The sequence below is a fragment of the Streptomyces sp. NRRL S-646 genome, assembly GCF_000720765.1.
Classification (GTDB): Bacteria; Actinomycetota; Actinomycetes; order Streptomycetales; family Streptomycetaceae; genus Streptomyces.
Genome location: NZ_JODC01000020.1, coordinates 18,185 through 44,830 on the forward strand (window position 1 = coordinate 18,185; position 26,646 = coordinate 44,830).

Consider the following 26,646-nt stretch of genomic DNA (forward strand, 5'->3'; position numbering starts at 1 on the left):
CACTCCGAGTCGGTGAGCGGTGTACCGGCGGATCGGAGTGGCACGAACGCGCAGGGAGCAGAAACGGCAGTGGCAGTTCAGCAGACGGCGGGTTCGGACCCGTACTTCCCGGAACACGGTGACCCCCGTTACCGGGTGCACCGGTACGAGCTCACGCTGGACTACCGCCCGGGCCCGAACCGCCTTGCGGGCGCGGCCCGGATCAACGCCATCGCGGGCCGGTCGCCACTGACCGAATTCACCCTCAACCTCTCCGAGTTCAAGATCGGCCGGGTCCGGGTCGACGGCCGCCAGCCGCACTACACGCACCGCGGCGGCCGCCTGCGCATCCGCCCGGCCAAGCCGGTCCGGGCCGGAGCCGCGTTCACCGTCGAGGTCCACTGGTCGGGCAACCCCAAGCCGGTCCCCAGCCCCTGGGGCGGGCTCGGCTGGGAGGAGCTGGAGGACGGGGCGCTGGTGGCGAGCCAGCCGATCGGGGCGCCGTCCTGGTACCCGTGCAACGACCGGCCCGCCGACAAGGCCGCCTACCAGATCTCGATCACCACGCCGTCCGCGTACGCGGTGGTGGCGGGCGGCCGACTGCTGACCCGTACGACCAAGGCGTCCACGACGACCTGGGTGTACGAGCAGCCGGCGCCCACGTCGAGCTATCTGGTGGGGCTGGCGATCGGCAAGTACCAGACGGTGCTGCTCGGCGACCCGGGGCCGGGCGGAGTGCCGCAGCACGGACACATCCCGGCGCATCTGCTGCCCGAGTTCTCACGGGACTTCGCGCGGCAGCCCCAGATGATGGACCTGTTCCAGGAGCTGTTCGGGCCGTACCCGTTCGACGAGTACGCGGTCGTGGTGACCGACGAGGAACTCGATGTCCCCGTCGAGGCACAGGGGTTGTCGCTGTTCGGCGCCAACCACGTGGACGGGGCGCGGGGTTCGGAGCGGCTGGTCGCGCACGAGCTGGCGCACCAGTGGTTCGGCAACAGCGTGTCCATCGCCGACTGGCGGCACATATGGCTGAACGAGGGCCTCGCCAAGTACTCCGAGTGGCTGTGGTCGGAGCGCTCGGGCGGGCGCAGCGCTCAGCAACTCGCCGCCGCCGCACACCGGTTGCTGTCCTCACAGCCGCAGGATCTCCGGCTGGCCGACCCCGGCCGCAAGTCGATGTTCGACGACCGGCTCTACGAGCGCGGCGGCCTGACCGTGCACGCGGTGCGCTGCGCGATGGGCGACGTGGCCTTCTTCCGGATGCTGCGCGGCTGGACGGGGCTGCACCGGGGCGGGGCGGTGACGACCGCGACGTTCACGGCCCATGTCAACCGGTTCGCGGACGAGCCGTTGGACGACCTGTTCGCCGCCTGGGTGTACGGCTCGGCGCTGCCGCCCCTGCCCACGCAGATCCCGGCGCGTCCGGCACACCCGCCCACCAACGCCGAGTCGGCGTAGGCGGGCGGGTCACCGAAGTCAGGTTGCCGGCACCTTCAGCTTGTCCCAGCTGACCTTGCCCGGAATGCCGTCCGCGTCCCTGCCCTTGAAGCCGAGCTTGCGCTGCCAGGCCCGGTAGGACTCGCGGTCGGCGTCGGTCCACTCGGGGCTCGGCCCCTCCTCGTAGTGACCGCAGCCCTCGGCGACCAGGCGCCTGCCCATGGCCGTGATCACCGGGGACTTCTGTCCGTCGTGGAAGAAGCCGGCGCCCGGGAAGGGTGCGTGCGACGGCTTGGACGGGGTGGGCTTCGGGTCGGGCTCAGTGCCGCCCCCGCCGCCCTGGCCGGCCAGTCGCTCGGCGATCCGCCTGCGCATGCCGTCCATGGTGAAGCCGCGCGGGTCCACCTTGCCCGGCTGCCACTCCTTGTGGCCGATGACCGACGCGGCGCTCCAGCCGTGGTGGCGGCAGATCGCGGCGGACACCTTCTCGATGGCCTCCTTCTGGGCCTCGGGCCAAGGGTCCCTGCCGTCGCCGAGGTTGATGCACTCGAAGCCGTAGAAGTGCCGGTTGCCGTCGGTGTCCGCCTCGTTGTCGTGCGGCAGTCTCGACTCGTTGACGACGGCGCGCAGCACGTCGTGGTCGCCGAGGCCTGCGTGGTTGGCGCGGCCGTTGCCGACGAGGTGGACATGGCCCTGCTTGTCGATGACGCCGTGACAGAGGGGACCGGGCAGGGCGGGGTAGCCGTCGTAGCAGATGTTCACGGAGTGGTCGGTGCCCGAGGTGACGGTGTGGTGGATCATCACGCCGTTGACCGGGCCCCAGGGGCCCTTCGTGTTGCGGTTGTGGGTGCGCCAGTTGCGCACCTCGATCACCGTGACGCCTTCGGCGCGCAGGATCTCGACCAGCTTGGACGCGCTCATGGGTGTGGCCATCACTCGTCTCCGTCCACGGCTGCCTCCGCTTCCGCGGTGGTCTGCGACCTCCCGTGCGAGGGGTCCTCGGCCGCCAGTTCCTCACGGCGTGCCTGTGCCTCCGCGGCGAGCGCCGCCTCGTCCGCGGCGGGCATGCTGCTGGCCAGCGGGCGGAAGCCGAGGCGCAGGTCGACGGCGCCCTCCTCGCCCTTGACGAGGGCGAGCGGGGCGAGGTGGCGGGTGATGCCGGCGGGTCGCTGCAACAGCGGGCGGCGCGCCGGGTCGGTCGGCCACTCGACGCTGCCGGTGGCGGTGCGCGCGGGGATCAGCCAGTGGTCGCCGGTGCGGTAGCCGCCGCCCTTGGCGAAGTACACCTCGACGCCGTCCTCCAGGGGCAGCCACTCGCCCTCGGTCAGCGGCACCGCGCCGCCCTTCAGGGAGGTGGAACGCCCCTTGCGGCGGGCCCCCTCCTGGTGGTCCCAGCGGCGCAGGAACGGGTTCAGCTCGGGCCGCCGTCCTACACCCGGCTCGGGCTCGGCGGACAGCCGGACCCGGCGGCCGGGCAGGTCCAGTTCCTCGACTCGCAGCAGGGGCAGGGCCTCCAGGCGCGAGGAATACGCCGTATCGGTGAACTCGACGAAGTCGCCGACGTCCAGGTCCAGCTTGTCGTCGTGGCCGAGGGATGCCAACTGCACCCACGTGCCGTCGAGTTCGTCGACCGGGAAGACGACGGAACCGTTCTCCCGGGACCACTTGAAGGTGGCGTCCTTCGCCTCGCCGCCCGTGTGCACCTCGACGCGGTAGAGCTGGTTCTCCGTTCCGCGGTAGCGGGCGTCGGGCCTGACCAGGCACGGGTCCTCGTCGGCGTGGTCGGGCCGCTCGCTGCGGGCGGCCAGGCGGCCCGAGGACAGGGACTGCTTCTGCGCCCACTTGTCGAAGGCCGCGCGGACGACGTCCTTCGACAGGTCGGTGTTCTCGATCGCCAGCTCGGCGAGGGAGAGCGGCAGTACCTGCCAGACCACCTTCACCCGGGCCGCGGTGTCCGGCATCGCGGCACCCAGGGCGACCTCGCGCAGCGCAGGGTCCTCGGCCGCGTTCACCGACCGCTCCCACACGTTCAGGTAGACCACGAACGGCACCTGCGCGGGCGAGGGCAGCCGGTCGCGCTCCGGGTCGCGGAAGGCGTCGGGCTGGTCCCAGTACGTCCAGTACGGCGGCGGGGCCGGCGTGTCCTCGTCCCCCTCCTCGTCGGGTACGGGCTCACCGGGCGCCGGGCGGGTCGCGTCGACCAGGATGCCGTCGACGTAGTAGTGGCCGCCCTGGATGTGGAGGGTGTCGATGTCGAGCTTGCCGCCCACGTAATCGATGCGGAAGCCCGCGATGTCCCGGCCCGCCGCGTCGCGCGGCCCGCCGTAGCGGCCGATCAGGTCGGCGGCGAGGGTGCGGGCCTGGTGGAGCTGGATCGCGGTCTGCTCGTTGGCGTCGGCGTCGAGCTGGACGCGGCCCTGCTGGGCGACGACCGCGGAGTAGTGCCGCTCCGGCCGGAAGGTGAGACGGGAGAGATCAGCGTGCATGAAGGGGGTCCCCCTGGTTCAGGATTCTGCGGGTGGGTCGTACGGCGGCACTGCTCAGGTCACGAAGAAGATCCCGGCGTCCGCGCCCGCGGGCGTGTACTCCGCGAGCCGTGCCCGCAGACCGTCCTCGCGCTGCGGCCGGTACAGGTCGTGGAAGGCGCCCATCTCGGCACCGTCGTCCGCGCCGCGCCGGATCTCCTCGGGGCATCGGTCGGCCAACTGCCCGTACCAGGGCGTCCCGTAGCGGATCGAGGCGAACAACGGCCGTACGCCCGGGGTGAGGTCGGGCTGGCAGCGGTGCCGTCGGGGAGTGCGCGAGCCGGCGGGGACGTACGAGTGGCGCAGGCAGCCGATGCCTCGCCGGGCCACGTGGAGCCTGCCGGTGAAGACCGAGTTCTCGGCGAACTCCACCGCATGGGTGTGGACTTCGCCGATGACGGTCGTGCGGTGCACGTGCAGCACGGCGTGGGCGTGGCGGCAGTCCGGGGCGGACAGGGCCTCGCGGTCGTGTCCGGTGGCGTCCAGGATGCTGTCGCGGAGGTGGATGTCGAGGGGGTCCTCGCCGACCTCGTCGCCGATGACCTCGATGGTGCCGAGGATGCTGTGCTCGATCTGCAGGCAGGCCGTGGTGCGGTCCAGGACGATGCTGGGCTCCTCGGGCGAGTGCGGCTCGCACTCGGGCTCCAGGGACCAGCCGGGTACGAGGGTGCTGTGCCGTACGACGACGGCACCCATCGGGCCGGTGACGTTGATGCCGCGCCCGGCGACCAGCAGCCCGTCGAGGACGATCCGGGGCCGCTCATGCGGAGCGCAATCGTCCTCCACGGCCCGGATGTTGAGGGCGTCGGGCCGGTTGCTGTACCAGTCGAGCAGCCGGATCACCGGCCGGGTGCCCTCGGCCGCGCGCAGCTCCAGCCGGTCGCCCGGGTCGAGGTCGAAGTCCAGCTGCTCCTGGTAGGCGCCGCTGTGCGTGATCTCGATGATGCCGTCGGGGCCGGCGTCGCCGGCCCGGCGGTCGTGCTGCCAGGCCCGGTAGGCGTCCATGATCTGGCGGTACGGCTGCCCCGGGCCGACCCGGTAGAAGGTCGCATCCGGCCGGTCCACGCGGTCGGGCCGCTCGTACTCGCCGCCGCCCATGTCGGCGCCGTACGCGTAGTGGTGGTCCACCCACACGCCCTGCCGGGGCGCCGACCGCGACCCGAACGCGATCCGCCCGAGCTCCGGGTCGACGGCGATCTGCCCGCGCTTCGGCCGGTAACGCCAGTCGGACAGGTCCGCGACCACGATGTCGGACGGCGGTACGGGCTTGTCCTCGCCGTCGCGCCGGATGACGAAGCTCTTGCCGGGGCCGTAGTAGTCCAGCAGCCGGTCGTGGAGCAGACGGCGGGTGATGAAGGCCGGGACGTTGTCGACGGTGGCGATGTGCGTGGGAGACGGCTCCGGGACCGGTTTGGTGACCAAGGGGCTGTCGTTGCCCAGGATCGAGAAGGTGTACAGGCTGCGGGCGCGGTCGATGCAGTACGCCGGGGAGGACGTCAACGGGTACGCCTTGAGCCGCCAGACGAAGAGGGCGACTCCGGCCGGGCTCCAACCGCCCTGCCTGCGAGAGGAGTTGGCGCGGCGGACGTCGACCGTGCGGGCCGCGGTGTCGAAGGGACCGCCCTGGAGCGCGAGGGCCGAGCCGTCCCGGAGGTCGAGGAGGCGCCCGCGGCCGGTGTCCCGGTACAGCTTCACCGACTGGTTGTGGGCGACGAGCCGCGACAGCTCGACGGCGCGGGCGGGATAGCCGGCGACCTGCTCGGAGATCTCCTCCAGCAGGTGCAGCGTGCCCTTGCGGCGCCGGTTGGCGACCGTGGCCGCCACGTCCGCGCGCGGCGCGATGGCCTCGGCGAGCGCGGCACGTCCGCCCTCGTGCAGACCGGTGGTGAGCACGCGCTCGTAGCCCGGCAGGGTTCGGTAACCGACGAGATCGCCGAGGTAGGGCAGCACCCAGGGAGCCGCCGTCTCCACGAACAGGTCCTCGTAGCCCTGTTCCACGCCGTCGCGGACCCGGTCGAGCTGCTCGGCGATCACCGCGAGGAGGGCGCGCAGCGGCTCACCCTCCTCGGCGTCGCGCAGGAGGTGCCAGCGGGGCAGCAGGGCGGCGAGGCCGTCGGGCTCGCGAGAGGCCGCCGGGGCGACCGTGTCGAACTGGACGTCCGTCGAATGCGCGGCCATCACTTGACCTCCGTGAGGATGAGGGTGTCCGCGGCCCGCGGGGACAACAGGGCCAGCTGGGCGGGGCGGATGCCGCGGAAGACGAATACCGACCGGCCCTTCTTCAGGCGCTGTGTGTCGGTGATGTCGGGGTTGAGACGCAGGAGTTCGGCGAGCGGGATGCCGTAGTGGTGGCAGACGGACGACAGGGTCTCGCCGTGCGTGTCACGGACGGTGTGGATCTTCTCGTCGTACGACGCCGGGTGCGCGGGCACGCTCGAACGGGGTGCACCGGGGTCCTTGAGCAGCGCGGCGAGTTCCTTGGGGGTGATGGAGGCGGGGACGCCGGTGAAGACGTCGACATCCACATAGTCGACGCCGGGCACGGTGTGGGCCGTGGCAAGGAGGTCGGAGAGCCGGGCGGGCTGCCCCAACTCCCTTCCCTCGTAACCGAGTCGACGCAGCAGTGCCGCCCGCAGCCGCGGCTCGACGTACTCCCACGCGTAGTCCGGGGCCACCTTCACCTTGGCCGCGACGAGCAGGAGCACCAGTTCGCGCACGTCCACGCGGACGGTGAGGTTGCCGTCGCCGTACTCGGTGAGCGCCCCGCGCAGGGCGCGCAGGGTGTCCGAGTCGCCGTCGAGCGGCACGTCGTCCGTACCCGCGACGGTCACGTGCAGCACGCGCCGCCGCCCGTCGAAGAGTTCGCGCGCGGCGGCCCGGCCGATGCCGGCCCGGGAGCGGGCGAAGTCCTCGTAGTCGGCCGGGGAGACGAGCCGGTCGAGGGCGGAGACGGCGAGGGGGATCGTACGGCGGGTCAGGCCGGGTCCGTCGGCGTCCGCGCCGCCCGTCGCCGGGCGGGGGTTGGTGACCGCGGTGACGCCGAGCGGGCGGGTGAGGGGCTGGGTGATCCGGTCCGCCGGGACATTCGCCGCCTTGCCGGTGCCGAAGCGGTAGCGGGCGTGGACGTTCTCGTGGCCGCTGGGCAGGCGGGCACCGTGCACGCCGTCGCCGAAGGTGACCGTCGTACGGCCGTCGGAGGCGGTGCCGGTGATGTAGACCCGGTCGCGAGGGCCGCGTCCGGCCAGGCTGTCCACTTCGTGCCATAGGACGCCGTCGACCCGGACCTCCAGGACCGGGGTGGCGCCGAGGGGGTTGTCGTCGGCGAGCCAGGTCAGCGGGGACTGCCAGAGCGCGAACGTCTGGCCCACGCGGTCCGAGTCACCGCTGCCGATGGCCTCCTCCCGGCTCTCACCATGGGTGGCCTCGACCACGTTGCCCAGGATGCGGACCGTCTCACGGCGGTAGCGGTGGGCGAGGTGGGTGGTCAGGGTCAGACGGGTGTGGACGCGGTCGCCGGGCAGCTGCGGGTCCACGGCCGGATCGGCGGCGGCGATCGCGACGACCTCGGTGGCGGTCACCCCGGTCGTCCCGGGAATGTCGCTGCGCTGACCGCTGACGACGAGCAGACGCCCGGGACGCAGTCCGTCGTACAGCTCGGCGAGTTCGATCTCGTTGCCGTGCACGTCCTCGCCGAGCGGTTCGTCCGCCAGGCGCAGCGGCTCGCCCCCCGCGTACACGGTGGTGTCGCGGATGTGCGACAGCAGCACGTCGAACTCGTCCAGCCACGGGTCGGCGAGGGTGAGTTCGGTGCCGCGGCCGGTGATGCCGTAGTTGGAGTACGCGGCCGTACGCGCCGCCACGACCTGGGTGGTGACGAAGGCGAGCTTGGCGTCCCCGGGAATGCCGTCCTGAGCGCCCTTGGCGGGACGCCGGATGGCAACCCAGCTGCCTACGGTGATGCTCGTGTGCACGCTGTCGAGCTGCAGCACACGGCGGTTGACCGGCGCCGGCTTGCTGGCGATGACGACCTCGACGTTCGGCTCGGCGCTGCCCACCGTGTAACGCAGGCTCACCTCGTACTCACCGTGGGTGAACTGGACGGGGTTGCCGGGCCGCAAGGGTACGTCCTGCGCCGTCCCGTTGGTGATGCCGACATGGACCAGGCCGTCGTCACCAGGCCGGGACACCGTCAGGGTGCGCTCGGGGAGACCGTCGCGGAGGTGGATGCTGACGGCGGGCTCCTGGCCGGAGCCGCTGGAGAGGTCGACGTGCCCGGGGCCGAGCCCGAAGTTGACCTGCTGAGCGAGCGGCAGCGTCACGGCCCGCTGATCGGAGCTGTTCCCCTCGACATACTGGAACTCCGCCCGGACCGGGGCCTTGCCCGCGGTGTCGTAGACGACGCGCATCCCGGTCAGCACAGCCCCCGTGAGCGGCCAGTCGGCACTCCGGATGACCCGCCCCTGGTCGTCCTGAACGGGCTTGAGCGGGGCGGTGGAACCGAAGGGGGCTGCGGTGACGCGCATGGCGAGCAGGGCGCGCAGAAGCTGGGGGGTGCCGGGGGCGGCAGCTTTGCGCCAGGCCGGGTAGAGGCTGCCGAGTCCGGGATTGAGGGCGCGTAGGAGGCGAGCGGTGTCCGTGCCGGGGAGCTGGGCGCCGGGTCCGGTGGGCGAGGTGGTGGCCTGCGCCCGCAGAGCCGGCAGGACAGTCGCCAGGGCATGAAAGGCGGCGGCGCGCGAAGTTTCTTTTAGGGGCGCGGGGCTGTGTTGAACTTGCGGCTTCCGCCGCGTGGGCGCGACCAACCCCAACGGCGCCGCAGACGCACGAAAACCCTTCTCGGCACCCCCTTCGGCACTCTGCGAAGGAGCCAACTCCAGAGCCCGCTCGGCAAGTTCGGCCAACACGGCCTGCAACTGCTCGAACCATGCCGAAACCTCGTCCCACGGTTCGGCCAACACCTGCGCCTCACCGAGCCGTGCGACGGGCTCCGCGAGCACCGCAGCGAGGCTCTCCGGGGTTTTCACCCCGTCCAAAGCCGCCCGCAGCGGCGCAAGGACCTGATCATCGAAGTCCTCGATGAGGCGGCTGACAGGCCGAGGATTCGGCACCTCGGGCGTCGGCGGCTCATCCCCCGGCTCGCCGGGAGCGGAGGGCAGGGCGGTCCACCGCCGCACCTCCTCGACAAGTTCCTTCAGCGTCGGCGGCGCCGACTTCGGCAGCGAGATCGCCGTGACGTCCTCGTCCCGGTCAACCCGCACGCCCGCGACGGGCAGCAACTTCCGCTCCCCACCCGCCTGCTCACCGAAAACGAAGAGCAACTGGTCGCCGGTCTGCAACGAGTTCGCGGTGCCCTCGACGAACAGCTCGGAGCGGCGCTCCAGGTCCTCGGGCGTCACCAACGACGGCCGACGCCTCCGCACCGTCAGCTCATTGAAGTCCCAGCGGGCGCTGAGGTCGCGGCTGGTCTCGAACGTCACCGACTCCTCGTCGGCGGAGGCGGGCACGCTGTGGGCGCGCGCCCCGCGCGGGATCACGACGGGCAGTGTCTCCGCGCGCGGATCACGTTCGAGGGTGTACGCGAGATGCGTGGCCGCGGCGACACCGGGCCGCGGCCGGTGTCCGACCAGCCGCCCCAGCAGCACCAGCGACCGGTGCTCGTTCGCCGTACGGACATACGCCTCGTCGGCGATCCGCTCCGAGTGGAAGGTGAGCAGGTCACCGAGGACGGCGGCGGCGTCGAGAAGCCCGATCGCCGGGTCGTCCGTGGTGCGGACCGTGAGCCCCTCCAGGGCCGGGTACGCCGGTGAGGCGAGCCGGTCGAGCAGGGCGGCCAGGAACGAGCCGTACTCTCCGACGCGGTAGTCGAGGGCGGTGCGCCCGGGCGGGTTGTGCAGCGGGGCGGGCGCGAGGCGCTCGTCGTGGCCGCCGCAGCCGCAGGTGCACTCATCGGTGGCGGTCATCGGGCCGCACCTCCCAGGGATATCGCCAGCAGGCCGTTCTCCGGCCGGTCCGGGTCGTTGTCGCAGGTGGCGATCTCCAGCGGGCCGAGCCGCAGCACGCCGTCCTCCCTCTCTCCTCGGTCCTGTTCGAACAGCCGCCGCAGCCGGGTGACCTGGACGCTCTCGACGCCCGGTACGGCCGCGGCGACGGCGACCAGTCGGCTGAGCCGCACGGGTTCGCCGAAGGTCAGCGCGTCCGGGTGGAAGAACCCGAGCCGCCCGTCGGCGAGACGGCCGCTGCCGAGCACGCGGTACAGCTCGGCGAGGATCTGCCCGTGCTGGTGGCCGGGTTTGGCGCACACGGTGAGCGCGATGTCGAGCGGTACCAGGCGGGCGGGGCCGACCACGAGGTCGTGGCCGATGCGCCGGTACGCCTCCAGGGACTGCTCGACCTGCGCGAGCAGCTCGGCCGACGGGTCGGCGCTGCCGTACGCGTCGATCGCGATGTGGGCCTCCTGGACGCTGCCGGTCCAGCGGATGTCGGCGGCGGCGCGCTGCACGCCGGAGAGCTGGGCGGCGAGGGCCGCGTAGTCCTCGGCGGTGATCGCGCGCAGTCGGGTGCGGCGCAGGTCGAGCGGGGCCAGCTGCCGTGCCTGCTCGACCGGTTCGGGCTCGGCGCCGCCGGTGGCGGGCAGCGGGTTGCGGACGACGGCGGCAGGCGGCTGTGCGCAGTCGCTCTGGATGACCAGGTGGTTGATGGCCTCGGCGCCGACGTTGCCGGCGAGGCCGCCGCCGAGCCGGTAGTGCAGGGCGAGGCGGGCGCCCGGCTTCGGCTTCGCGCCGTGCCGCCCGTCACCGAAGCGCAGGGCGAGACGGCCGTCGTCCTCCAGCTCGCCGACGAAGTGCCGGTCGCGGGGACCGCTGTGCAGCAGGTCGCGGCGGGGCAGCCAGGTGACGTCGCCGTCCTCGACGCGTACGGAGGGCAGGGCGCGGCGCGGGTCCTGTGCGAGCGCGGCGGTTGCGGAACCGCGCAGCACCGGCTCGTCGGGGTGCAGTCCGGCTGCGTACGCCGGGCCCCAGCTGTGTGCGATCTCCCAGGCGATGTGCCCGTCGAGGACGGCGCCCGCGCGGGCCCGGGAGGCGAGGACGGCCACCCGCCGCAGCTTCGTGTCGAGCAACTCGTCGTTCCTGTGCAGGAGTTCCCGCAGAGCGCGGACGGGATGGGTGCGGAGCTCGAACCGCTCGATGACCTTCAGCCCGTAGATGACGGTGAGTTCGTCGATCTCCTCCTCCGCGAGCCCGTCGCGGTCGCGGGCGCTGCGCCACAGCTCGACGAGCCGCCGGCGGACAGCTGCCGGGATCGCGGCGATCCGCGCGGCCTGCCCGGCGGCCACGGCCTGAGGGTCGGGGAAGGCCACGGCCTGTACGACGGGTGTACGCCCGAGGACGGGCCGGAAGCGCGGCACGATGCCCGGGTAGACGGACTGCGCGAGCAGGGTGCGCAGGGCGGCCGCCTGGGCGTACGCCGTGCCGGGCACCACCCGCTCGTGCCGCTGGCCGGCGCGCTCCAGCCCGATCCCGGCGCGTACGGTCGCCGCCTCGCCGACCACCTCGAACAGCTCGCGGACGTCGTCGGGCACGAGGGCCTCGGCGCTCTCCGTCCTGTCGGTGAGGGAGTTGATCAGCCGAGCAGTGGCGTTGCCCTCCTCGCGGTCGTAGCAGCCGAAGGCGGGCGGGGCGCAGGGGGCGACGACGGCAGGCTCGGGCGGCACGGTGGCCGTCTGCGGGAGTCCGGTGAGGGTGCGGCCGTGGTCGACGAGGACGACGTTGCCGCGGGCCAGGGTCACGTCCTCGACGGGCAGGCAGTCGCGGCCGCCGCGTGTGGTGAGGCAGAACGGGAAGCGCAGGGCGTCCTCGGCGGCCCAGGTGATCTCCAGGACCGGCTGGTCCTCGATGCGGTCGATGCCCGGGGTGACGGAGGTGAGGCGCACGGCCTGCCGGTGGCTCGGGTCCTGGTCGCCGGGGGTGCCGGTGCGCGGGCCCTTGACCTCCTCCAGGACCAGCAAGTCACCCGGCCGGAGGGCCAGTTGACGGTCGCGACAGGTCTCGGGGTCGTCCCACTCGTCGCGCAGGGTGGCGGAGGTCGCGCCCTTCGGCAGGGTGCACACCTCGCCGCCCCAGGTCCACAGGCGTATCGCGTTGTGCGCGACCTTCAGCTCCAGCGGGTCGGCGGCGACGACCGGTTCGAAGACCTCGACCGAACCGCGCTCGTCCAGGTCGCCGAGGTCGTTCTCGTCGATCACCGTGCCCGGTTCGGGCCGGTCGTGGGGGTCGAGGGTGCGGACGTCGACGGAGGCGAAGCGGAAGGTGCCCGGCGCGAGTGTGGTGTCGCCGGCGGTCCGCACAGTGACGTAGGCGCGCGCCGTGCAGCCGTCGTGCATCGCGTAGTCGATGAGCCGGACGTGCCGCCGTACGGAGACCCGGCGGCGCGCGGTGTCGAGATGGGCCTCGGTGGCCACCGCGTCCTGCTGGTAGCTGATCTGGTCACCGGTGTACGCGAGCAGCTCGACGAGCGTGACGCCCAGGTCGGCGGGGTTGCGCTCGACCCAGTCGGGGGTGGTGAGCGCGAGCCGGTCCAGGAGCAGCTTGCGGATGGTGTCGTAGTCGCGGGCGGTGTAGTCGACGACGGGCGCGGCGGGGAAGCCGTCCGGATCCGGCTCCTCGTCCTTGCAGTCGAAGGGGGTCGGGCAGTCGGGCCGGAAGGAGAAGGAGGCGCGGTGGTAGCGCTGGTCGAAGCCCCGGAAGGGCTCCGTTCCCGGGCGGCCGTACGGGTCGGTCTCGACGAGCGCGAACACGTACCGCGAGGTGTCGCCGGCCCGGTCGAGGGTGACGTACAGCCGGTCGTCGAGCTCCGGGTCCTCCTCGCGCTCGACGCTGACGTCGACGGCGTTGATGCCGGTGATGCGGCGGCCGCCGTCGATCCGGACGTTCTCGGGGCCGAGGCCGTGCGGGGCCTTGCCGAGGAAGGTGACGGTGAGCAGCAGCCCGTCGTCACTGACCTCCACCGCGTCGACTCCGTTGAGTTGAGCGGCTCTTACCTTGGCGCGGCGGGAGGTGGTCGTGCCGGTGCTCATGCCGCCCTCCCTTCGAAGACGTCGTCCGTCCGGGCTCCGGTGGCCCGCAGGACGTACGACAGGTGGACGCGTACGGCGTTCTCGTCGCTGACGACGTCCAGGGCCACGACGTCGATGAGGTCGCCGAGCCAGCGCTGGAGCGAGGCCTGTACGGAGAGTTCGAGGGTGCTGACCAGCTCGGGGCTGTTGGGCGCGAACACCAGGTCGAGGAGGCCGCAGCCGAAGTCGGGGCGCATGACACGCTCCCCCGGGCTGGTGAACAGCAGCTGCTCGATCAGGTCGTGGACATGCGCGGCGTGGCCGGCGTGGGCGGTGCGGCCGCGGCGGTCGGCCCGGAAGGGGAACGCGAGGTCGGTGCGCGGGTGTTGGCGTGTGGCGCGACTCATCGGACGGTGACCTTTCGCTGTGCGGCCTGGACCACGGGCGGTCCCTGCGGCACGAAGGCCGCGCTGAAGCACTGGGCTGCGGAGGTGTCGAGCAGCACGGGCGCGCCGTCGACGGTGACGCCGCTGGCGTCGGCGGTCCAGCGGACCGACACGCAAGGCGAGGGCACCCTGGCGACGGTGTGCGGGCAGCCGGTGACGACGTAGCTGTGCGCGCCCGTGGCGACGGCGGCACCCCCGATGCGTACGCCGCCGGAAGGTGTGGTGGCGGCGGTGACACGGCCGCCGTGCGGGCAGCCGATCACGGCGCTCGCGTCGAGCAGACTCCCGGACAACTTCTCTTCTCCCCCGTGTTGCTAGCGCTTCGACTGAACGGTCAACTGGCCCTGGTTGATGGTCACGTGATCGCCTTGCAGCAGGATCTCGGCGCCTGCGCCGTTCGCGATGACCACGACTTCCTTGGTGATGCGGATGTAGGCACCGCCCTGGGCCTGCAGCAGAATCCCCTGCTCGGCCCCTGCGGTGTCGCTCATGACGATCTTGTGCGCGCCCGGTGTCTGCACGACGACCGGTTTGCTGGGCGAGTTCGCCTGCAGCGCGCGCCGCGCGTCGGGCGGCAGTTCCTCGGCGGTCCCGTACCAGCACCCGGTCCACACCGGGAAGCTGGGATCCCCCTGCTCGAACTCCACCCACACACCGGCCCCCGGCGCCGGCACCACGAACTGCCCGGACTCCGGCCCGGTGAACGGCAGGCAGGGCAACGCCCAGGTGGACGGCTCGTCACCGAGGACGTCCGGGACCTCGACGGTGATACGGCCGATGCGCAGCGGGTCGTTGTTGTCCACGACCCGGCCGCGGAACTTGCCGAGGTAGCGATTGTTGGGTGCCGCCATGCTGAACTGCTCCTGGTGGGTGGGTCGTTGGGGCGTCTTCGGTGTTACGGCCGGACGTAGTCGCTGCGGGCCTCCAGCCCCTCCCTGGAGAGGGTGAAGTTCTGCTGGAAGGACCCCGGGCGCAGGTTGTGGGTGACGGACTTGACGTAGTAGTCGCCGTCGTACGCCCGTCCCGAGCCGCGCACACCGACCAGCTGGCGGGGCTGCAGGATGTAGCCGTGCCGGTTGACGTCGAGCGATCCCGACCCGGAGACGACGTCCGCCGATACGGCGGCCCGGGCGAGGAGCTCGGCCTCGGCCTGCTCGCGCTGCTGTTTGGCGGTGCCGGAGAGGGTCTTGCGCTTGAGGGCCGGGGTGGGCCGGCGCCCGAGGGGCGGGCGCAGCGGACTGATCGGCGGCTGGGGAAGGAGGGTGGACACCCGGGTCCCCGGATCCTGCCAACGGGCCTGCGGCTCTTCTCTCGCTGTCCCGTCGTACGCGAAGGTCAGCTGGTCGACGGTGGTATTGCTGTCCATGTTCACGTTCAGGGCGTGCTGACGGATGCCGAGACGGACCTCGGGGCCCCAACGGGCCGAGGACTGGCCGGGATTGGGCCCGGGGTCGAGATAGAAGGTGTAGCCGTTGGCGCGGGCGAGATCGGTGACGTACTGGAGGTCGGTACCGGTCTGGTAGTGCACCCGCAGGTCCTGGTGCGGCGGCTGGGCGATCTTCTCGGCGTAGACGTCGGGCCGTATGCCGTAGTCGGAGTACCGGCGGAGGATGCTGAGCACCCGCTCGGAGGGCGGCAGATTGGGGTACCGGGCGGTGCGCTCCTCGAGGTCCATCAGCAGGGTCAGGTCCTCGCCGGTGACGGTGAGGGTGGAGTGCCCGGGCTGATTGCTCGCACCGACCTCCTGACGCACGACGAGCCCGTCGAAGAGCACGTCGGTGGTACCGCGGACGCTGACGGTGACGATGAGCCGCGTCTTCGGATCGAAGAACCCCTCGGGCAGCAGCCGCTGGTTGATGATCCCGGTCTTGGTGAGGTCGAAAGCGAGCTGGAAGCCGCTCCTCTCCCCCGCGGTGGCGGTGATCTGCGCGGACAGCAGCGCCTCGGTCACCTCGGCCGGCACGGGCTTCACGAGCTTCGGCCCCATGAGGAGCGTGATGTGGACGGGGCCCTGCCCCACGGGCTGCTCAGACACGCCGGTGTCCCCCCGGCTCGGGAATGTCGACGACCCGCCCGGCCTCGTCGGTCAGCTCCCGTGGATCGAGTACGGGGTTGGCGTCGGCTATCCGCCACCACTGGCCGGGGTCGCCGAAGTAGCGCTGGGCGAGCAGGTCGGGTCGCTCGCCTGCCCCCACGACATGCTCCTGGGTCTCCTGGGCGTCGAGAGGGGGCAGCAACCGGCGCTTGGCGTAACGGACTTCGGTTCCGTCTTCCTGGACATGTATGCCGATTTCGGCGTCGTGGTAGCGGCTGGTGCGCGGGTACGGGTGGGACCCCGGTATCGCGTCCAGGGCACTCTCGTAAGACTCGATGTCAGCCATGAGCTGTGGCTCAGCCCCTTCCACTCAGTACGTCGGCACCCGGCAGCCCGAGGGCCCCGAGACTCCCGCCGCGCGCGGCTGCGGCGAGCCGCTCCTTCTGTGCGAGGTGGGCCATGTAGAGATCGGCACCGCGGTGCCCGGCCGGCAGATCACTGACGGTGAGGATCTTCATGCCGATGCTCAGCGAGGCCCGAATCGGATTGAGATTCACGTCGAAGGCGGACTCGTTGACGGAGAGCTCGGTGAGCCGCACGGGCATGACCCGCTTGCTCCCCCACGTGAACAGCGTGAGCGGCATCTCGATCGGGCTGATCTCGATGGTCCCGTTCTGCGCGAGCCGACTGGCGGCGCGCAGTTGGGCGGTGGTGGGCTGCACGAGCATCTCGAGCGTGGCGAGCTGCGGATGAATCCCGTCGGGCGCGGCGATCTCCAGCTGATCGGTGGCGTCGATCTCGGCGGTGAACTTCCAGGTCTCCTCGGCGGGACCCTTGAGCCGAAGCGCCTCGTTCCGGTCCCCGCTGCCCTTTCCGCCGCTCCCCCCGTCACCGCTGTCACCGGCGGACTGGGGCGCGATGCTGCGCTCCAGGGTGTCGGGGTTGAACTGCAGCACGATGACGCGTTGGGGGGTGCCGCGGTCGGGGTCGACGACGACTATTCCGGATCGGATGGGCTTGGGGATGTCTGCGTAGCGGGTCATTGTTCCTCCTTCCAGAAGGTCAGGTCTGCGTCCGTGTGGCCGAGATCGAGCAACGGTCGCACCAGAAGCCGAAGAGCGAGCCGGCGAAGCCCATCGGGCCGAAGGGAGTCGGGCCGCTGTCCACAGCGGCCAGGAAGGGCATGAAGTTTCCACACCCCGGGCAGAGGGGGTGGGTTTCCGGTGAGGGCCAGCGCGGCAGCCCGCCGACCTGATGTCGCGATCTGCCGGTGACGGCGGGCCGGCTCACACCGAGCTGGTTGGGGTGCGGTTCCAGCGTCATGGACCGTTCGCCGGGAACGACGCGTGACATCTCCGCGGAGGGCCCCTGCGGCTGGTAGTAGGCGCGCGTGCCCTCTGCCGTGAACTGCACGTACAGGATGTCGACTTCGTCGCAGTCGCACGAGAACCAGAAGAACGAGGGATCGCCGCTGAGCGTGTACGGCAGGTCATCGGTGGAGAGGGTGAGCAGCCTGTCGGCAGGTGCGCCACACCGCACGCACAGGGGAACCTCCTGTGCGTACCGTCCACCCATCGTGTGCGGGCTCGCACCCCGGTCGGTGACGAACCCCATGAAAGCCGGTGGGAATCCCGCCGGGGTTCCGGTGTCGGGCAGACGGCCCGCGAGCGGCATCAGCCACTCCCACTCCTCAGGGGTGTCGACCTCGTCGCGTACGGAGGCGATCAGGTCGGCGGCGTGGGGTGTCCTGATCAGGGCGAGAGCGATCAGGTCCTCCCGGTCATGGGTCTTGTGCCAGTCGTGCAGCAGGGAGTCCGCCTGCCCGTCGGGGGCACCGGACAGGAGGCTGAGCTGATGGAGAGGGGTGCCGAGCCGGTCGGCGTAGCGGCGCAGGCGGTCAGGGTGGTAGACACCGATGTTGAAGATGACCGAAGACAGCGGGGATTCCGGATCCGGCGCTGCGAGATAGTCGTCGGTGAACGCGTCGGTCACAGACTCCGGAAGCCAGGGGACGAGCCTGGCCGCCGACCGCACGAGCGGTCCCGCACCGCGCAGTCGCTCGGCGGCTCGGGTCTTCGCTTCGCGTGCGTCGGGGACGAGCTCAAGATATTCCGCAACATACTCGGCCACTGCCTCGTCGGTAGTCTCCAGAAGACAGACAGCGGCCTGCTCCGGCCCCTCGTCGCCCTGTGCGGAGAAGTATTCGGCGATGCTTTGCGCTCTGTCCGCCACGGTGCGGTCAGGGTCGAAGGCAATTTCCTCGACGCGTTCAGTCGGTGTCATTCTTTGCCTTCTCCCAGTAGTACAACAGCAAGTTATCGATGTCGCGAGAGTAGTGCACGTCCGTTCCGGTCCTGCTGTCGTCCCGGTCGGCCAGCCGCTTGTAATGCCAGATCATGTCGTAGACCTGGCTCTTGAGCAGCTTTCCCTTGGCATGCCAGCCGACCAAGTAGTGACGGTAGTCGTCCTCTACTGCCGTCGTCAGATCCTTGGAATCAAGCACGATCTTTTTCGGGCTGTTCCTTGCCATGAAGGTTCGCGAACCACCGATCGGATCGGACTTCTCGTAGACGTGCTCCTCCTCCTCGACCACCAGTGTCTGCCCCTCGTCGTAGAGCTTGTTCGACTCCGTCGCCCTGTCGAATTTTCCTTCCGCATTGAGTTTGATGTACTCGTGCTTCACCAACAGGTCTTCGATTTCCTTGTCGGTGAATCTCCTGTTCTCAGCGGCTTCCTGCTCGGCGACGAACTTGCGCTGTGCCGCGAGGAGCAGGGCGGCGCCCGAGGGAATGTGGTCCGGCGTCAGCTCATCGCCGGTCCTGCTGCGCTTCGTGCCCTGCTTGAAGGTCAGGCTCTCCCCCTTGGTGACGTCGCCGGCACCGGCGCGGGCGCTGCGCCGCCCTCCCTCCTTCGTCGGCCGGGGCGCGGCGATGATGCGCGCCAGCTCCGGGGAGAGCGAGGTGGGGCGAGTCGCCGTGGCCGGGGAGCCCTGCGCCGCGTCCGGTTGCCCGGCCCGGGCCGACTGCTGCTGAGTGTCCCGGTTGTGCTGGGCGTCTTCCGTCTCCTTGCGGCGCGCCGAGGTGCGTGCCCTGGTGACGTGCGGCGGTTCGGTGAGGCTGTCCCAGCTGTGGTACGGAAGCGCTCGCTTCCTCGGGTTGAGCACGGCCGTGATGTCGCCGTGGTCGGTGCCCTCGAGGAGCAGTCCCGTGAGCCTGTACCACATGCGAAGGCCGGCCAGCGTTGCATTCATGACAGGGCGGGGCACGCCCGGAGTCATGATGCGCTGGAGGAGCGGCCGGATGCGGGCCACGGCTTTGTCGAGCCGCGCCTCCTTCGACTCCTTGGACTTCTCGTCCTTCTTCCGCTGGTCCTGTTTGCGCCTCTTCTGCTCCTGCTGCCGCCTCTTGTGGTCGCGGAACTGGTCTTTCTTCCGCTTGAAGTAGTTCCGGAGCTTCGACGCGCCGTTCTTGAGCGCCTTGCCCAGCTTCGACTTCTTCAGCTTCCGGCCCAGGGTCTTCGCCGCGTTGCCGACCTTCTTGAGCGCCGACTTGACCGCACCCTTGGCCTTCGAGAGGGCCTTGCCCACAGGAGACTTGGGCTTCTTGGGCTTGGTCGGCTTGGGGCCCTCGATCTCCTTCTGCTTCTTCTTCGGGGCGGACTCTGGAGTTTTGTCCTTGGCCGGTGCCTCTTTCTTGTCCGGGGTGCGGTCCTTGGCGGGACCCTGTTTCTCCTCGGGCGACTTCTCCTTCGGCTTCGTCTCCGCCGCCTCCGGCTTCTTGGCCGGCCCCTTGGGCGTAGCGTGATCCTTTGGCCTCATCGGCGCCTTCGGCTCCGGCGACGGCCGGCCCTTCGGCCTCGGCTCGGTGCCCTCACGGGACAGTGCCTGCCTGGCCTTCCGCATCGCCCCCCGCGCCGAGTTGACCGCCGACCCCGCCGCCTTCTTCGCTCCGCCCCCGACCTTCTTCAGGCCGTCCATGATCTTCTGGGCCATGCCCTTGAGGCGCTTGCCGACGCCCTTTGTTGCTGAAGACAGCTTCTGGAGCAGGAAGTTGGTGATGAAGTCCAGGAGCGCGACCACTCCGGCTGCGACGGCCTCTGCGAACAGGCACGCCGCCGGGCCCGCCTTGACCGCCTTCAGGTAGGCCCAGAACTTCCCGAAGGCCGACAGGATCGAGCTGACCGTCGACCAGGCCGCCATCAGGCCCTGGATGATGGTGAGGATCGCGCCCGCCGCCGGGACGATCATCGAGACGACCTTTTCGATGACGAGCGTCGCGATCATCATCGGGAGCGAAGCGATGATCGCGTCCCACGCCATCTTGCCGATCTGTTTGATCGACACGCAGCCCTTGACGAGGACGTCGATGACCGCCTTGCCGAGGCCGAGGATGCCCTCGACCTTGGTGTCGAACCAGCCCTTGACCGCCACCTTGATGGCGCCCCAGAGGTGATCGGTGATGCCGGTCTTCGCCGCGCTGCCCGCCTTGGAGATCCAGCCGCCCGGGTCCGGCGCGATGTCCGCCACCAGCGCCGCGAATTTGCCCAGCGCCTCGATCGCCGCCTGCGCGAACTTGATCGCGCCCACGATGATCGCCTGGTAGGCCTTGATCACCGCCTTGATCCCGGCTTCGAGCACGTCCAGGAGCTTGTTCAGGCCCGCCGCCAACGCGTCCAGCAGCGTGTTGACCGCCTTCTTCAGGCCGTCCGCCAGCTTGTTGACCGTCGCGATCGCCGCGTCCCGAAGGCCCTCGATCGCCTTGCGGAACCTGTCCCGCAGTTCGGGGAAGGCCGCCAGGAGCGTGTCCCCGATGGCGATCAGGACATCGGCCAGCGCGTTGATCGCCTTGACGGCCAGGTCCCGTACGAAGTCGATGGCCTGGTTGGCCCAGTCCTTGAACTTGTCGATGATCCCGTTGACGGCCTTGCGGGCGGCGTCGAAGACCGCGGTGACCGCGGCGAGCAGGCCCTTGAAGAAGTCGGCGACCTTGTCGGCGATCCAGCCGAGCAGGCCTCCGGAGGGCTTCTTCTCCTCCTTCTTCTTCCGGGCCTCCTTCTCGGCGTTCTCGCGCTCGGTGTCGATCGAGGCGTTGTCCTTGTCCTTGCGCTCGCCGACCTCCTTGTCCTTGTCGTCGCGGGCCTTGACGATCTCCTTGTTCTTCTTGCCGTGCTCGTCGTCGGACTGTTTGTCCGCGTCCTCGATCTTCTTGTCCTGCTCGTCCCGCCAGTCCTGCCGCTGCTTCTGAGTCTCCTGGGCGACCCGGCCGCGTTCCGCCGTCTGCTGCGCGGTGTTGCGCTCGACCTCGCGGTCGATCTCGGCCTGCTTGTCCTGCTTGGCCTGCTGCTCGCTCTGCTGGTGTTCCTTCTCCTTGGCGCCGAGGTCGCCCTGCGCCTTGCCGGCGGCCCCGGTGATCTCGGTGCCCTTCTCCTGCTTGGCGACGGCGCCGACGCCGGCCTTCGGTGCGGGTGTGGCCTCAAGGGCGCCCGCCTTGCCGCCGCCCGCGCCGCCGGAGGCCTTGCCCCGGAGCTCTTCGCGGGGCGCGTTCGGGAAGATCTGGTCCTCGCCGAGCGGCTTCGCCGCGTCCTCACGACCCGTCGTCTGCAGGTCGGACTGCTTGTCCTTGAGCGCCTTGGCCTGGTCGTCGGTGCGCGTCGGGTCGCTGGCGCCCTCAAGGCGGATCTTGGGCGCCGGGCCGACCGTCTTGTTCTCGAGTTCCGGGTCCGTGGTGGGGATCGCGTCGGCCGCGGCCTCGACGTTCTTCGCCTCGGCCTCGCTCAGCCCCTTGTCGGGCACGGCAGGGGCCGGGGGCGGCGCCACGTCGTCGGTGGGCTGCCTGCCCTCGGCCTTGTCGCCGCCCTTGGCCTTCTGCTTGTCGCCCTGGTCCTCCGGGCCGATCCGCTCCACCTTGCCGGTGACCTGGGCCGCCTCGGGGGCCGCCTCGGGCGGCGCCGAACGCGTCTGCGGCGCCCCCGAAGGCCGTTCCCGTGTCGGCGGGGCCGCATCGAGCCGCTTCTGCTCCTCACCGATCTTCTTGTCCGCGGCCTTGTCGACCCCGGGCATGGCGGCGGCCGCCTGGTCCGGCGCCAGCTTGCTGACGGTCTGCACGGCAGCCTTGGGGTCCTGCCCCGAGACGTCCGGCGGGTCCTGCTGCTTCTCTTCGGGCGCGGCCTCGCCGCCGCCACCGCAACTGCCCTGTCCGCCCTCGTCCTTCTCGGGCGCGGGTGCGGGCGGCGCGCAGCCGCCGCCGTCCTTCTCCAGCGACGCCTCGGGCCGGGGCGCGTCCGTCGCCGCGGTCTGGCCGGGCCCGTCGGTCTGCTCGGCGGCCGGGCTCACCGCCGCCTGCGTGACGGAGGGCGCGGCACCGGGTCCGGCTGCGGTCGTCGGACCGGTCTTCTCGGCTGCACCCACGGGACCGCGCGGCGCGGCGCCGGGCCCGGTCTCCTTGGGCACCCTGCTCTTGGCCGCCGGCGCCTCGCGCTCGGACCGCGGCGGTTCGGCACCGCGCCGGGCAGCGGGCGAGGGTTCACGGTCCTCGACGGGGGTCTTGGGCGTCTGCGCACCCGCGGGCCTGGACACGGCCGCCGCCACCGGGCTCACCACCGTGGGCGCCGCGGCCGACGGGGACCCGGCGGCCGTACGGGACTCCGCAGCCGTACGCTCCCGCTGCTCGCTCCTCTCCGCCTCCGCGTCCTCGGCGTCCGGCTTCTCGTCCTCGTCGGCCTGGGATCCCTCGCCGGACTCCGGGTCCTTGTTCTGCTCCTTCTCCTGCTGCTGCTCCGGATCGGGCTTCTCGGCCTCGGGCTCGGGCCGTTCCTTGTCCTGGGTCGCGGGGTCCTGGCCGACCTCCTGGTCGAGGGGCTTCTCGGTCTCCTGGAGGTCCTTGGTACCGCGGTCCTGGGCCTGCGCGGCGGGCCCGTTCTCGGGCTGCGGGGCCTCGCCCTCGACCGGGCCCACGTCCTGGCCGGGCGCCTTCGGCTCGGGTCCGGCGCCGTCCTCGTCCGCCTCCTGGTCCCGCTTCTCCCGCTCCTGCTCTGTCTTCTCGGCCTTCGTCGGCGGAGGGGTCGGGAAGGAGGGCAACGACGGCTCGGCGGCGCCCGGTTCGAGTTTGTCCGCGGTCGGTACCGCGGAGAGGTCGAGGTCGGCGTCGGGCAGGTAGTCCTCCGGCCTGAGCGCGGGCTCCTGCTCCGCGCCCGGCGTCCGGCCGCCCTCGTCCTCGCCGCCCGCGACCTCCTGGTCGGCGCCCGCTTCGAGGCCGAGCGGCCGCTCCTCCTCGCGGGGTTCGGCCTCGGCGCCGCCGTCCTCGTCCTTCTCGTTGAGGCCGTGCTCGGACAGCGCGGAGTCGGGCTGTTCGGCGCGTTCGTCGACCTTCTCGGGGCGTACGGGTCCGGGCTGTGCCTTCTGCTTCGGGTCCGGCTGCTCGTTCCTGGAGCCGGCGCCCGGCTGCGTCTGGTCGTCCCGCTGCTTGCGCTTGTCTGCGCCGGGCGCACTCGCCTGCTGCGGGTCGGCCTCCTCGCGTTCGCGCTGTTCCTTGCGCTCCTCCTTGGCCTGTTCGGCACCCTGCTGCTGTCCCTGGGTGCGCCGGTCGGCGGCCTGGTCGGTGCGCTTGCGGTCGGCGGCGCCCTGTTCGTCCTTCTGCTGTTCCTCCTCCTTGGCCTGCTGCCGGGAGGCGTTGCGCTCGTCCTCCTGCTCGGTGCGCTGCGCGGCGTCCTGCTCCTCGGTGGCGGCGTCCGCGCCGGCCCGGCTGCGGTCGCTGCCGCTCTTCTCGTCGCGAGCCCTGGCGTCCTTCTGCTCCTCGCGGGCGTCGGCGGCACGCCTGTCACCCGAACCGCGCTCGGACTCCTGCTTCTTCTGCCACTGGACGCGCTCGACGCCGAGTTCCTCGAAGAGGTCGACCTCGGGCAGCGGTGCCTCGCTGGGCTGGAGTTCGACCGGACCGGGGCGGGCCTGGTCGGCGATCTCCAGCAGGCGGTCGTACTCGGGTGTCAGCAGCCGGTTCTCCAGCCGCTCGACGACCGCGCCCTCCAACTCCTCCGACATTCGGGCCAGTTGGAGTCGTACGCGGCCGGAGGCGTCGGTGGGATCCCCGCGCAGGGAGCGCAGTACGTTGCCCGCGAGGCGGTCCACGAGGGTTGCCGGGTCGACGGCCTCGGCACGCATCCGGTCGGCGTCGACGGTGGCGTAGCGCAGCCAGCCGGGGGTGGCCTGCCCCTCCTCGACCTGCGGGGCGGACTCCGGGTCGGGCCCCACGAGTTGCTGCGCGGTCTGCTCCGCCTCCCGCTCGATGGCCTGCTGCGGCAGGCTCACGGCGCCGAGCTCGCGGCCGGCCCGCAGGGCGCCGAGTCCGTGCGGGTTCTGCACCGTGTGCTGGAGTTCGTGGGTGAGCAGCCGGCGGCCCTCGTCGGTGCCGGGCCGGAAGGCACCCTCGCGGAAGAAGACGTCCTGGCCTACGGCGACCGCGTCCGCGCCCAGCAGCTCGGTCAGCTGCCCGGCGTCCCGGCCGGTGTGCAGCCGTACCCGGCCGAGGTCGTGCCCGAGCTGCTCCTCCAGCTCGCGTCTGAGGCCGGGGTCGAGGGGCTGTCCGGCGCCGCTGACGATGTTCTTCGGCTCGGGCGTACGGGACTTGGCGGCCTTCTCCTTGCGCTTGCGGCGCCGCTGTTCGGCGGCCTGCTCCGAACGGGAGTCCTGCGTCTGGGAACTCATCGGCTCACCTCCCCGTGCCCGCTCAGCCCCTCGTGCACGGCACGCGCCAGCTCCTGGCCCAGGCGCCGCGCGGAGAGCCCTGCGGGCAGCGGCGGCAGACCGGACAGCGCGTCCACGGCGAGGGGGCCTTCCGCGGCCAGCGGCACACCGTGCTGCCGTACGAGGCGCGTCAGCTCGCTCTCGAAGGCTGCCGAGACGCGTTCGGGGTCGGCCCGGAAGCCGTCGAGCACCAGCTCGCCGACCTCGATCCGGATCGCCGAGGGCTCCCGGTCCCGCGAGGAATTCACACCCATCCGCGGACCTCCGTGGGCGTCAGCGAGCGCTCCAGCTTCAGATACTCGGTGCGGGCGGCGGCGAGCATGTGCCGCATCTGCAGCCGGTCGCCCTCCTCGGCGGCGAGGAAGGCCCCGGACAGGGCGATGTTGCGGATCGAACCGCCGGCGACGGTGAGCTGGGCGAGCAGCGCGGGGTCGATGTCCTTGACCGGGGCCTGCGCCGGCAGCACCCGTCGCCAGATCTCGGCGCGCTCGTGCTCGGCGGGGAAGGGGAAGTCGACGACGAAGCGGATGCGCCGCAGGAACGCCGTGTCGAGGGCGTTCTTCATGTTGGTGGTGAGGATGGCCAGGCCCCGGTAGGCCTCCATGCGCATCAGCAGATAGCTGACCTCGAGGTTGGCGTACCGGTCGTGGCTGTCCTTGACCTCGCTGCGTTTGCCGAACAGGGCGTCGGCCTCGTCGAACAGGAGCAGCGCGCCGCCGCGTTCGGCGGCGTCGAAGACCCGGCGGAGGTTCTTCTCGGTCTCGCCGATGTACTTGCTGACGACCTGCGAGAGGTCGATCACGAACAGGTCGAGGCCGAGTTCCTTCGCCATGACCTCGGCGGCCAGGGTCTTGCCGGTGCCGGAGCCGCCCGCGAACATCGCGGTGACGCCGAGTCCGCGGCGCAGGGTGGCGGCGAATCCCCACTCCTGGTGGACGGTTGCCCGCTGCCGGACGTGCGCGACGATCTCCCGCAGCACGCTGGTCTGCCGCTCGTGCAGCACGAGGTCCTCCCAGCCGGCCTGCGGGGCGATCCTCCGCCCGAGTTCGTCCATGCCGATCCGCGCCTCGTCGAGCCCGGCCCGCCAGGCGAGTTCACCGGCGTCCAGCTCGTCCTCGTGCGGCAGCCGACGGTGCACGGCGGCGGCCGCGGCCCGCACGACGTGCGGGGGCAGCTGGAACTGGGCGACGAGCGAGCGGAGTTCACCCTCGCCCAGGCCGATCTCCTCGAAAGCGCCCGCCCACAGGCCGAGTTGTTCGTCGTCGTCCAGCCGCGGAACGACCACCCGGGCCCCGTACGAGCGCTCCGAGCGCAGCGGGTCCTCGCTCGACACCACCACCGGTACGGCCGCCCCGGCCAGGAACGACTCCGTCGCCGCCCGCTGGTCGCGGTCCAGTTCGCCCGCCTCGACGAGCAGCGCGGCGGGCAGCAGGATCGCCTCGCGCTGCCACAGCCGGGCCAGCCGGTCGCGGTCGGCCGGGTCGGACGGGACGTCCTCGGCGCTCATGGAATACAGGCCGAGGCCCGCCCGGGCCGCCGCGGCCGCCGAGATGTCGGCCCGGCTGCGCAGATCGCCGCCGGTGATCTCGACCAGCGGTGCCTCGGTCGCGTTCGTCCAGCCCTCGGCGAGCCGGGTGGCCGCCAGGTCGTACGACGGTGTCAGCGTTTTCGGCACCGGGGTGCGGCGCAACTGCCCGTGCAGCCGGGCGTCCAGATAGGGCGAGCCCAGCAGGAAGTGCAGAATCCGCTCGTCCAGCCGCAGCCGGGACGTCGTCAGCCGTGACTCGTCGTCCAGCTCGACGATCCGCCACCGCCTCAGCGGCGCGACCGGCGTGAGCGCGCTCCAGTGCGGCTCCGCGAGGGCGGCCAGGGCGAGGGAGAAGGTCGGGTACGCCCGCTCCGGGTCGCCGCAGGCCGCGGCACACCGGGCGGCGGCAGTGGGCTCCAACTCGTGGGCGGCGGCAAGGAGTACGAGGTCGCGCTCGAAGGAGGTGAAGCTGAAGCAGGCGACCAGGGCGTCGAGGGGGGCGGTGCCGGGGCCGGGGAGGGGGGCAAGGGCAGCTTCGGCGGACTCACCGGGGGCCACGACCGCCTCGGCAGCAGCCCCGCCCGTGGGCGCGAAAGCCCCGTCCGAGCCCGCAGAAGCCCTGGCGGCACCCCGAGCCCCCGCCGCGGAGCGCGCCGCCTGCGCCGACTCCTCGACAGCCCACTCACCAGAGCCAGCAGCACCCTCGCCCGGCGCGAAAGCCCCGGCGCCGGACCCGCCCGAGCCCGCGGACGCCCCGGCGGCACCCCGAGCCCCGGCCGCGGAGCGCGTCGCGTGTGCGTCGACGCGGGACAGGACGCGTCGGATCTCCGCGGTCAGCGTCGGCCTGCCCGCCTGTGCGCCCTGCTCGGTCATCCCCATGTCGTCACCTGCCCCCGCCGCTTCCATG

16 protein-coding genes are annotated in these 26,646 nt (G+C 71.5%); 1 reads left to right on the forward strand and 15 read right to left on the reverse strand.

Going from position 1 to position 26,646, the window contains the following annotated elements; translation table 11 throughout:
* Positions 1–69 precede the first annotated feature (69 nt).
* Positions 70–1,440 (forward strand): M1 family metallopeptidase, encoded by a 1,371-nt coding sequence (locus IH68_RS0140195; RefSeq protein WP_030946059.1) that lies wholly within the window; start codon positions 70–72, stop codon positions 1,438–1,440.
* Positions 1,441–1,458: 18 nt separating this feature from the next.
* Here IH68_RS0140195 and IH68_RS0140200 read toward each other — a convergent pair whose 3' ends face one another.
* From IH68_RS0140200 to IH68_RS0140270, 15 genes are read right to left on the reverse strand one after another with little or no spacing between them, the layout of a single operon-like run.
* On the reverse strand, positions 1,459–2,352 hold the full coding sequence (locus IH68_RS0140200; protein ID WP_030946063.1) for a peptidoglycan-binding protein: 894 nt from the start codon (positions 2,350–2,352) through the stop codon (positions 1,459–1,461).
* On the reverse strand, positions 2,352–3,905 hold the full coding sequence (locus IH68_RS0140205) for a DUF6519 domain-containing protein (RefSeq protein WP_030946064.1): 1,554 nt from the start codon (positions 3,903–3,905) through the stop codon (positions 2,352–2,354). The genes IH68_RS0140200 and IH68_RS0140205 overlap by 1 nt, the downstream gene beginning before the upstream one ends.
* A 54-nt stretch (positions 3,906–3,959) precedes the next feature.
* A complete protein-coding gene (locus tag IH68_RS0140210; protein ID WP_030946067.1) occupies positions 3,960–6,122 on the reverse strand; it encodes a hypothetical protein in 2,163 nt (720 codons plus the stop codon).
* Entirely contained in the window at positions 6,122–9,901 is a 3,780-nt protein-coding gene (locus tag IH68_RS0140215) for a putative baseplate assembly protein (RefSeq protein ID WP_030946069.1), read from the reverse strand. Before IH68_RS0140215 ends, IH68_RS0140210 begins: the two co-directional genes overlap by 1 nt.
* Positions 9,898–13,014 (reverse strand): putative baseplate assembly protein, encoded by a 3,117-nt coding sequence (locus IH68_RS0140220; RefSeq protein ID WP_030946072.1) that lies wholly within the window; start codon positions 13,012–13,014, stop codon positions 9,898–9,900. Before IH68_RS0140220 ends, IH68_RS0140215 begins: the two co-directional genes overlap by 4 nt.
* On the reverse strand, positions 13,011–13,400 hold the full coding sequence (locus tag IH68_RS0140225) for a GPW/gp25 family protein (RefSeq protein WP_030946074.1): 390 nt from the start codon (positions 13,398–13,400) through the stop codon (positions 13,011–13,013). Before IH68_RS0140225 ends, IH68_RS0140220 begins: the two co-directional genes overlap by 4 nt.
* A complete protein-coding gene (locus tag IH68_RS0140230) occupies positions 13,397–13,732 on the reverse strand; it encodes a hypothetical protein (protein WP_030946078.1) in 336 nt (111 codons plus the stop codon). The genes IH68_RS0140225 and IH68_RS0140230 overlap by 4 nt, the downstream gene beginning before the upstream one ends.
* Positions 13,733–13,753: 21 nt before the next feature.
* A complete protein-coding gene (locus IH68_RS0140235; protein WP_030946080.1) occupies positions 13,754–14,290 on the reverse strand; it encodes a phage baseplate assembly protein V in 537 nt (178 codons plus the stop codon).
* A gap of 44 nt (positions 14,291–14,334) precedes the next feature.
* The gene (locus tag IH68_RS0140240; RefSeq protein ID WP_030946081.1) at positions 14,335–15,474 is read right to left on the reverse strand and encodes a hypothetical protein; all 1,140 of its coding nucleotides are present in this window, start codon (positions 15,472–15,474) and stop codon (positions 14,335–14,337) included.
* On the reverse strand, positions 15,467–15,820 hold the full coding sequence (locus IH68_RS0140245) for a hypothetical protein (protein WP_030946083.1): 354 nt from the start codon (positions 15,818–15,820) through the stop codon (positions 15,467–15,469). Before IH68_RS0140245 ends, IH68_RS0140240 begins: the two co-directional genes overlap by 8 nt.
* Positions 15,821–15,830: 10 nt before the next feature.
* Positions 15,831–16,517, reverse strand: a complete 687-nt coding sequence (locus IH68_RS0140250; protein ID WP_030946086.1) for a hypothetical protein — start codon at positions 16,515–16,517, stop codon at positions 15,831–15,833.
* Positions 16,518–16,536: 19 nt separating this feature from the next.
* The gene (locus IH68_RS0140255; protein WP_159403808.1) at positions 16,537–17,757 is read right to left on the reverse strand and encodes a hypothetical protein; all 1,221 of its coding nucleotides are present in this window, start codon (positions 17,755–17,757) and stop codon (positions 16,537–16,539) included.
* Positions 17,744–24,172: an eCIS core domain-containing protein gene (locus IH68_RS0140260; RefSeq protein WP_030946092.1), complete on the reverse strand. Its 6,429-nt coding sequence runs from the start codon at positions 24,170–24,172 to the stop codon at positions 17,744–17,746. Before IH68_RS0140260 ends, IH68_RS0140255 begins: the two co-directional genes overlap by 14 nt.
* Positions 24,169–24,465 (reverse strand): hypothetical protein, encoded by a 297-nt coding sequence (locus IH68_RS0140265; RefSeq protein WP_030946095.1) that lies wholly within the window; start codon positions 24,463–24,465, stop codon positions 24,169–24,171. The genes IH68_RS0140260 and IH68_RS0140265 overlap by 4 nt, the downstream gene beginning before the upstream one ends.
* Positions 24,456–26,618: an ATP-binding protein gene (locus IH68_RS0140270; protein WP_037886084.1), complete on the reverse strand. Its 2,163-nt coding sequence runs from the start codon at positions 26,616–26,618 to the stop codon at positions 24,456–24,458. The genes IH68_RS0140265 and IH68_RS0140270 overlap by 10 nt, the downstream gene beginning before the upstream one ends.
* Positions 26,619–26,646: the final 28 nt, after the last annotated feature.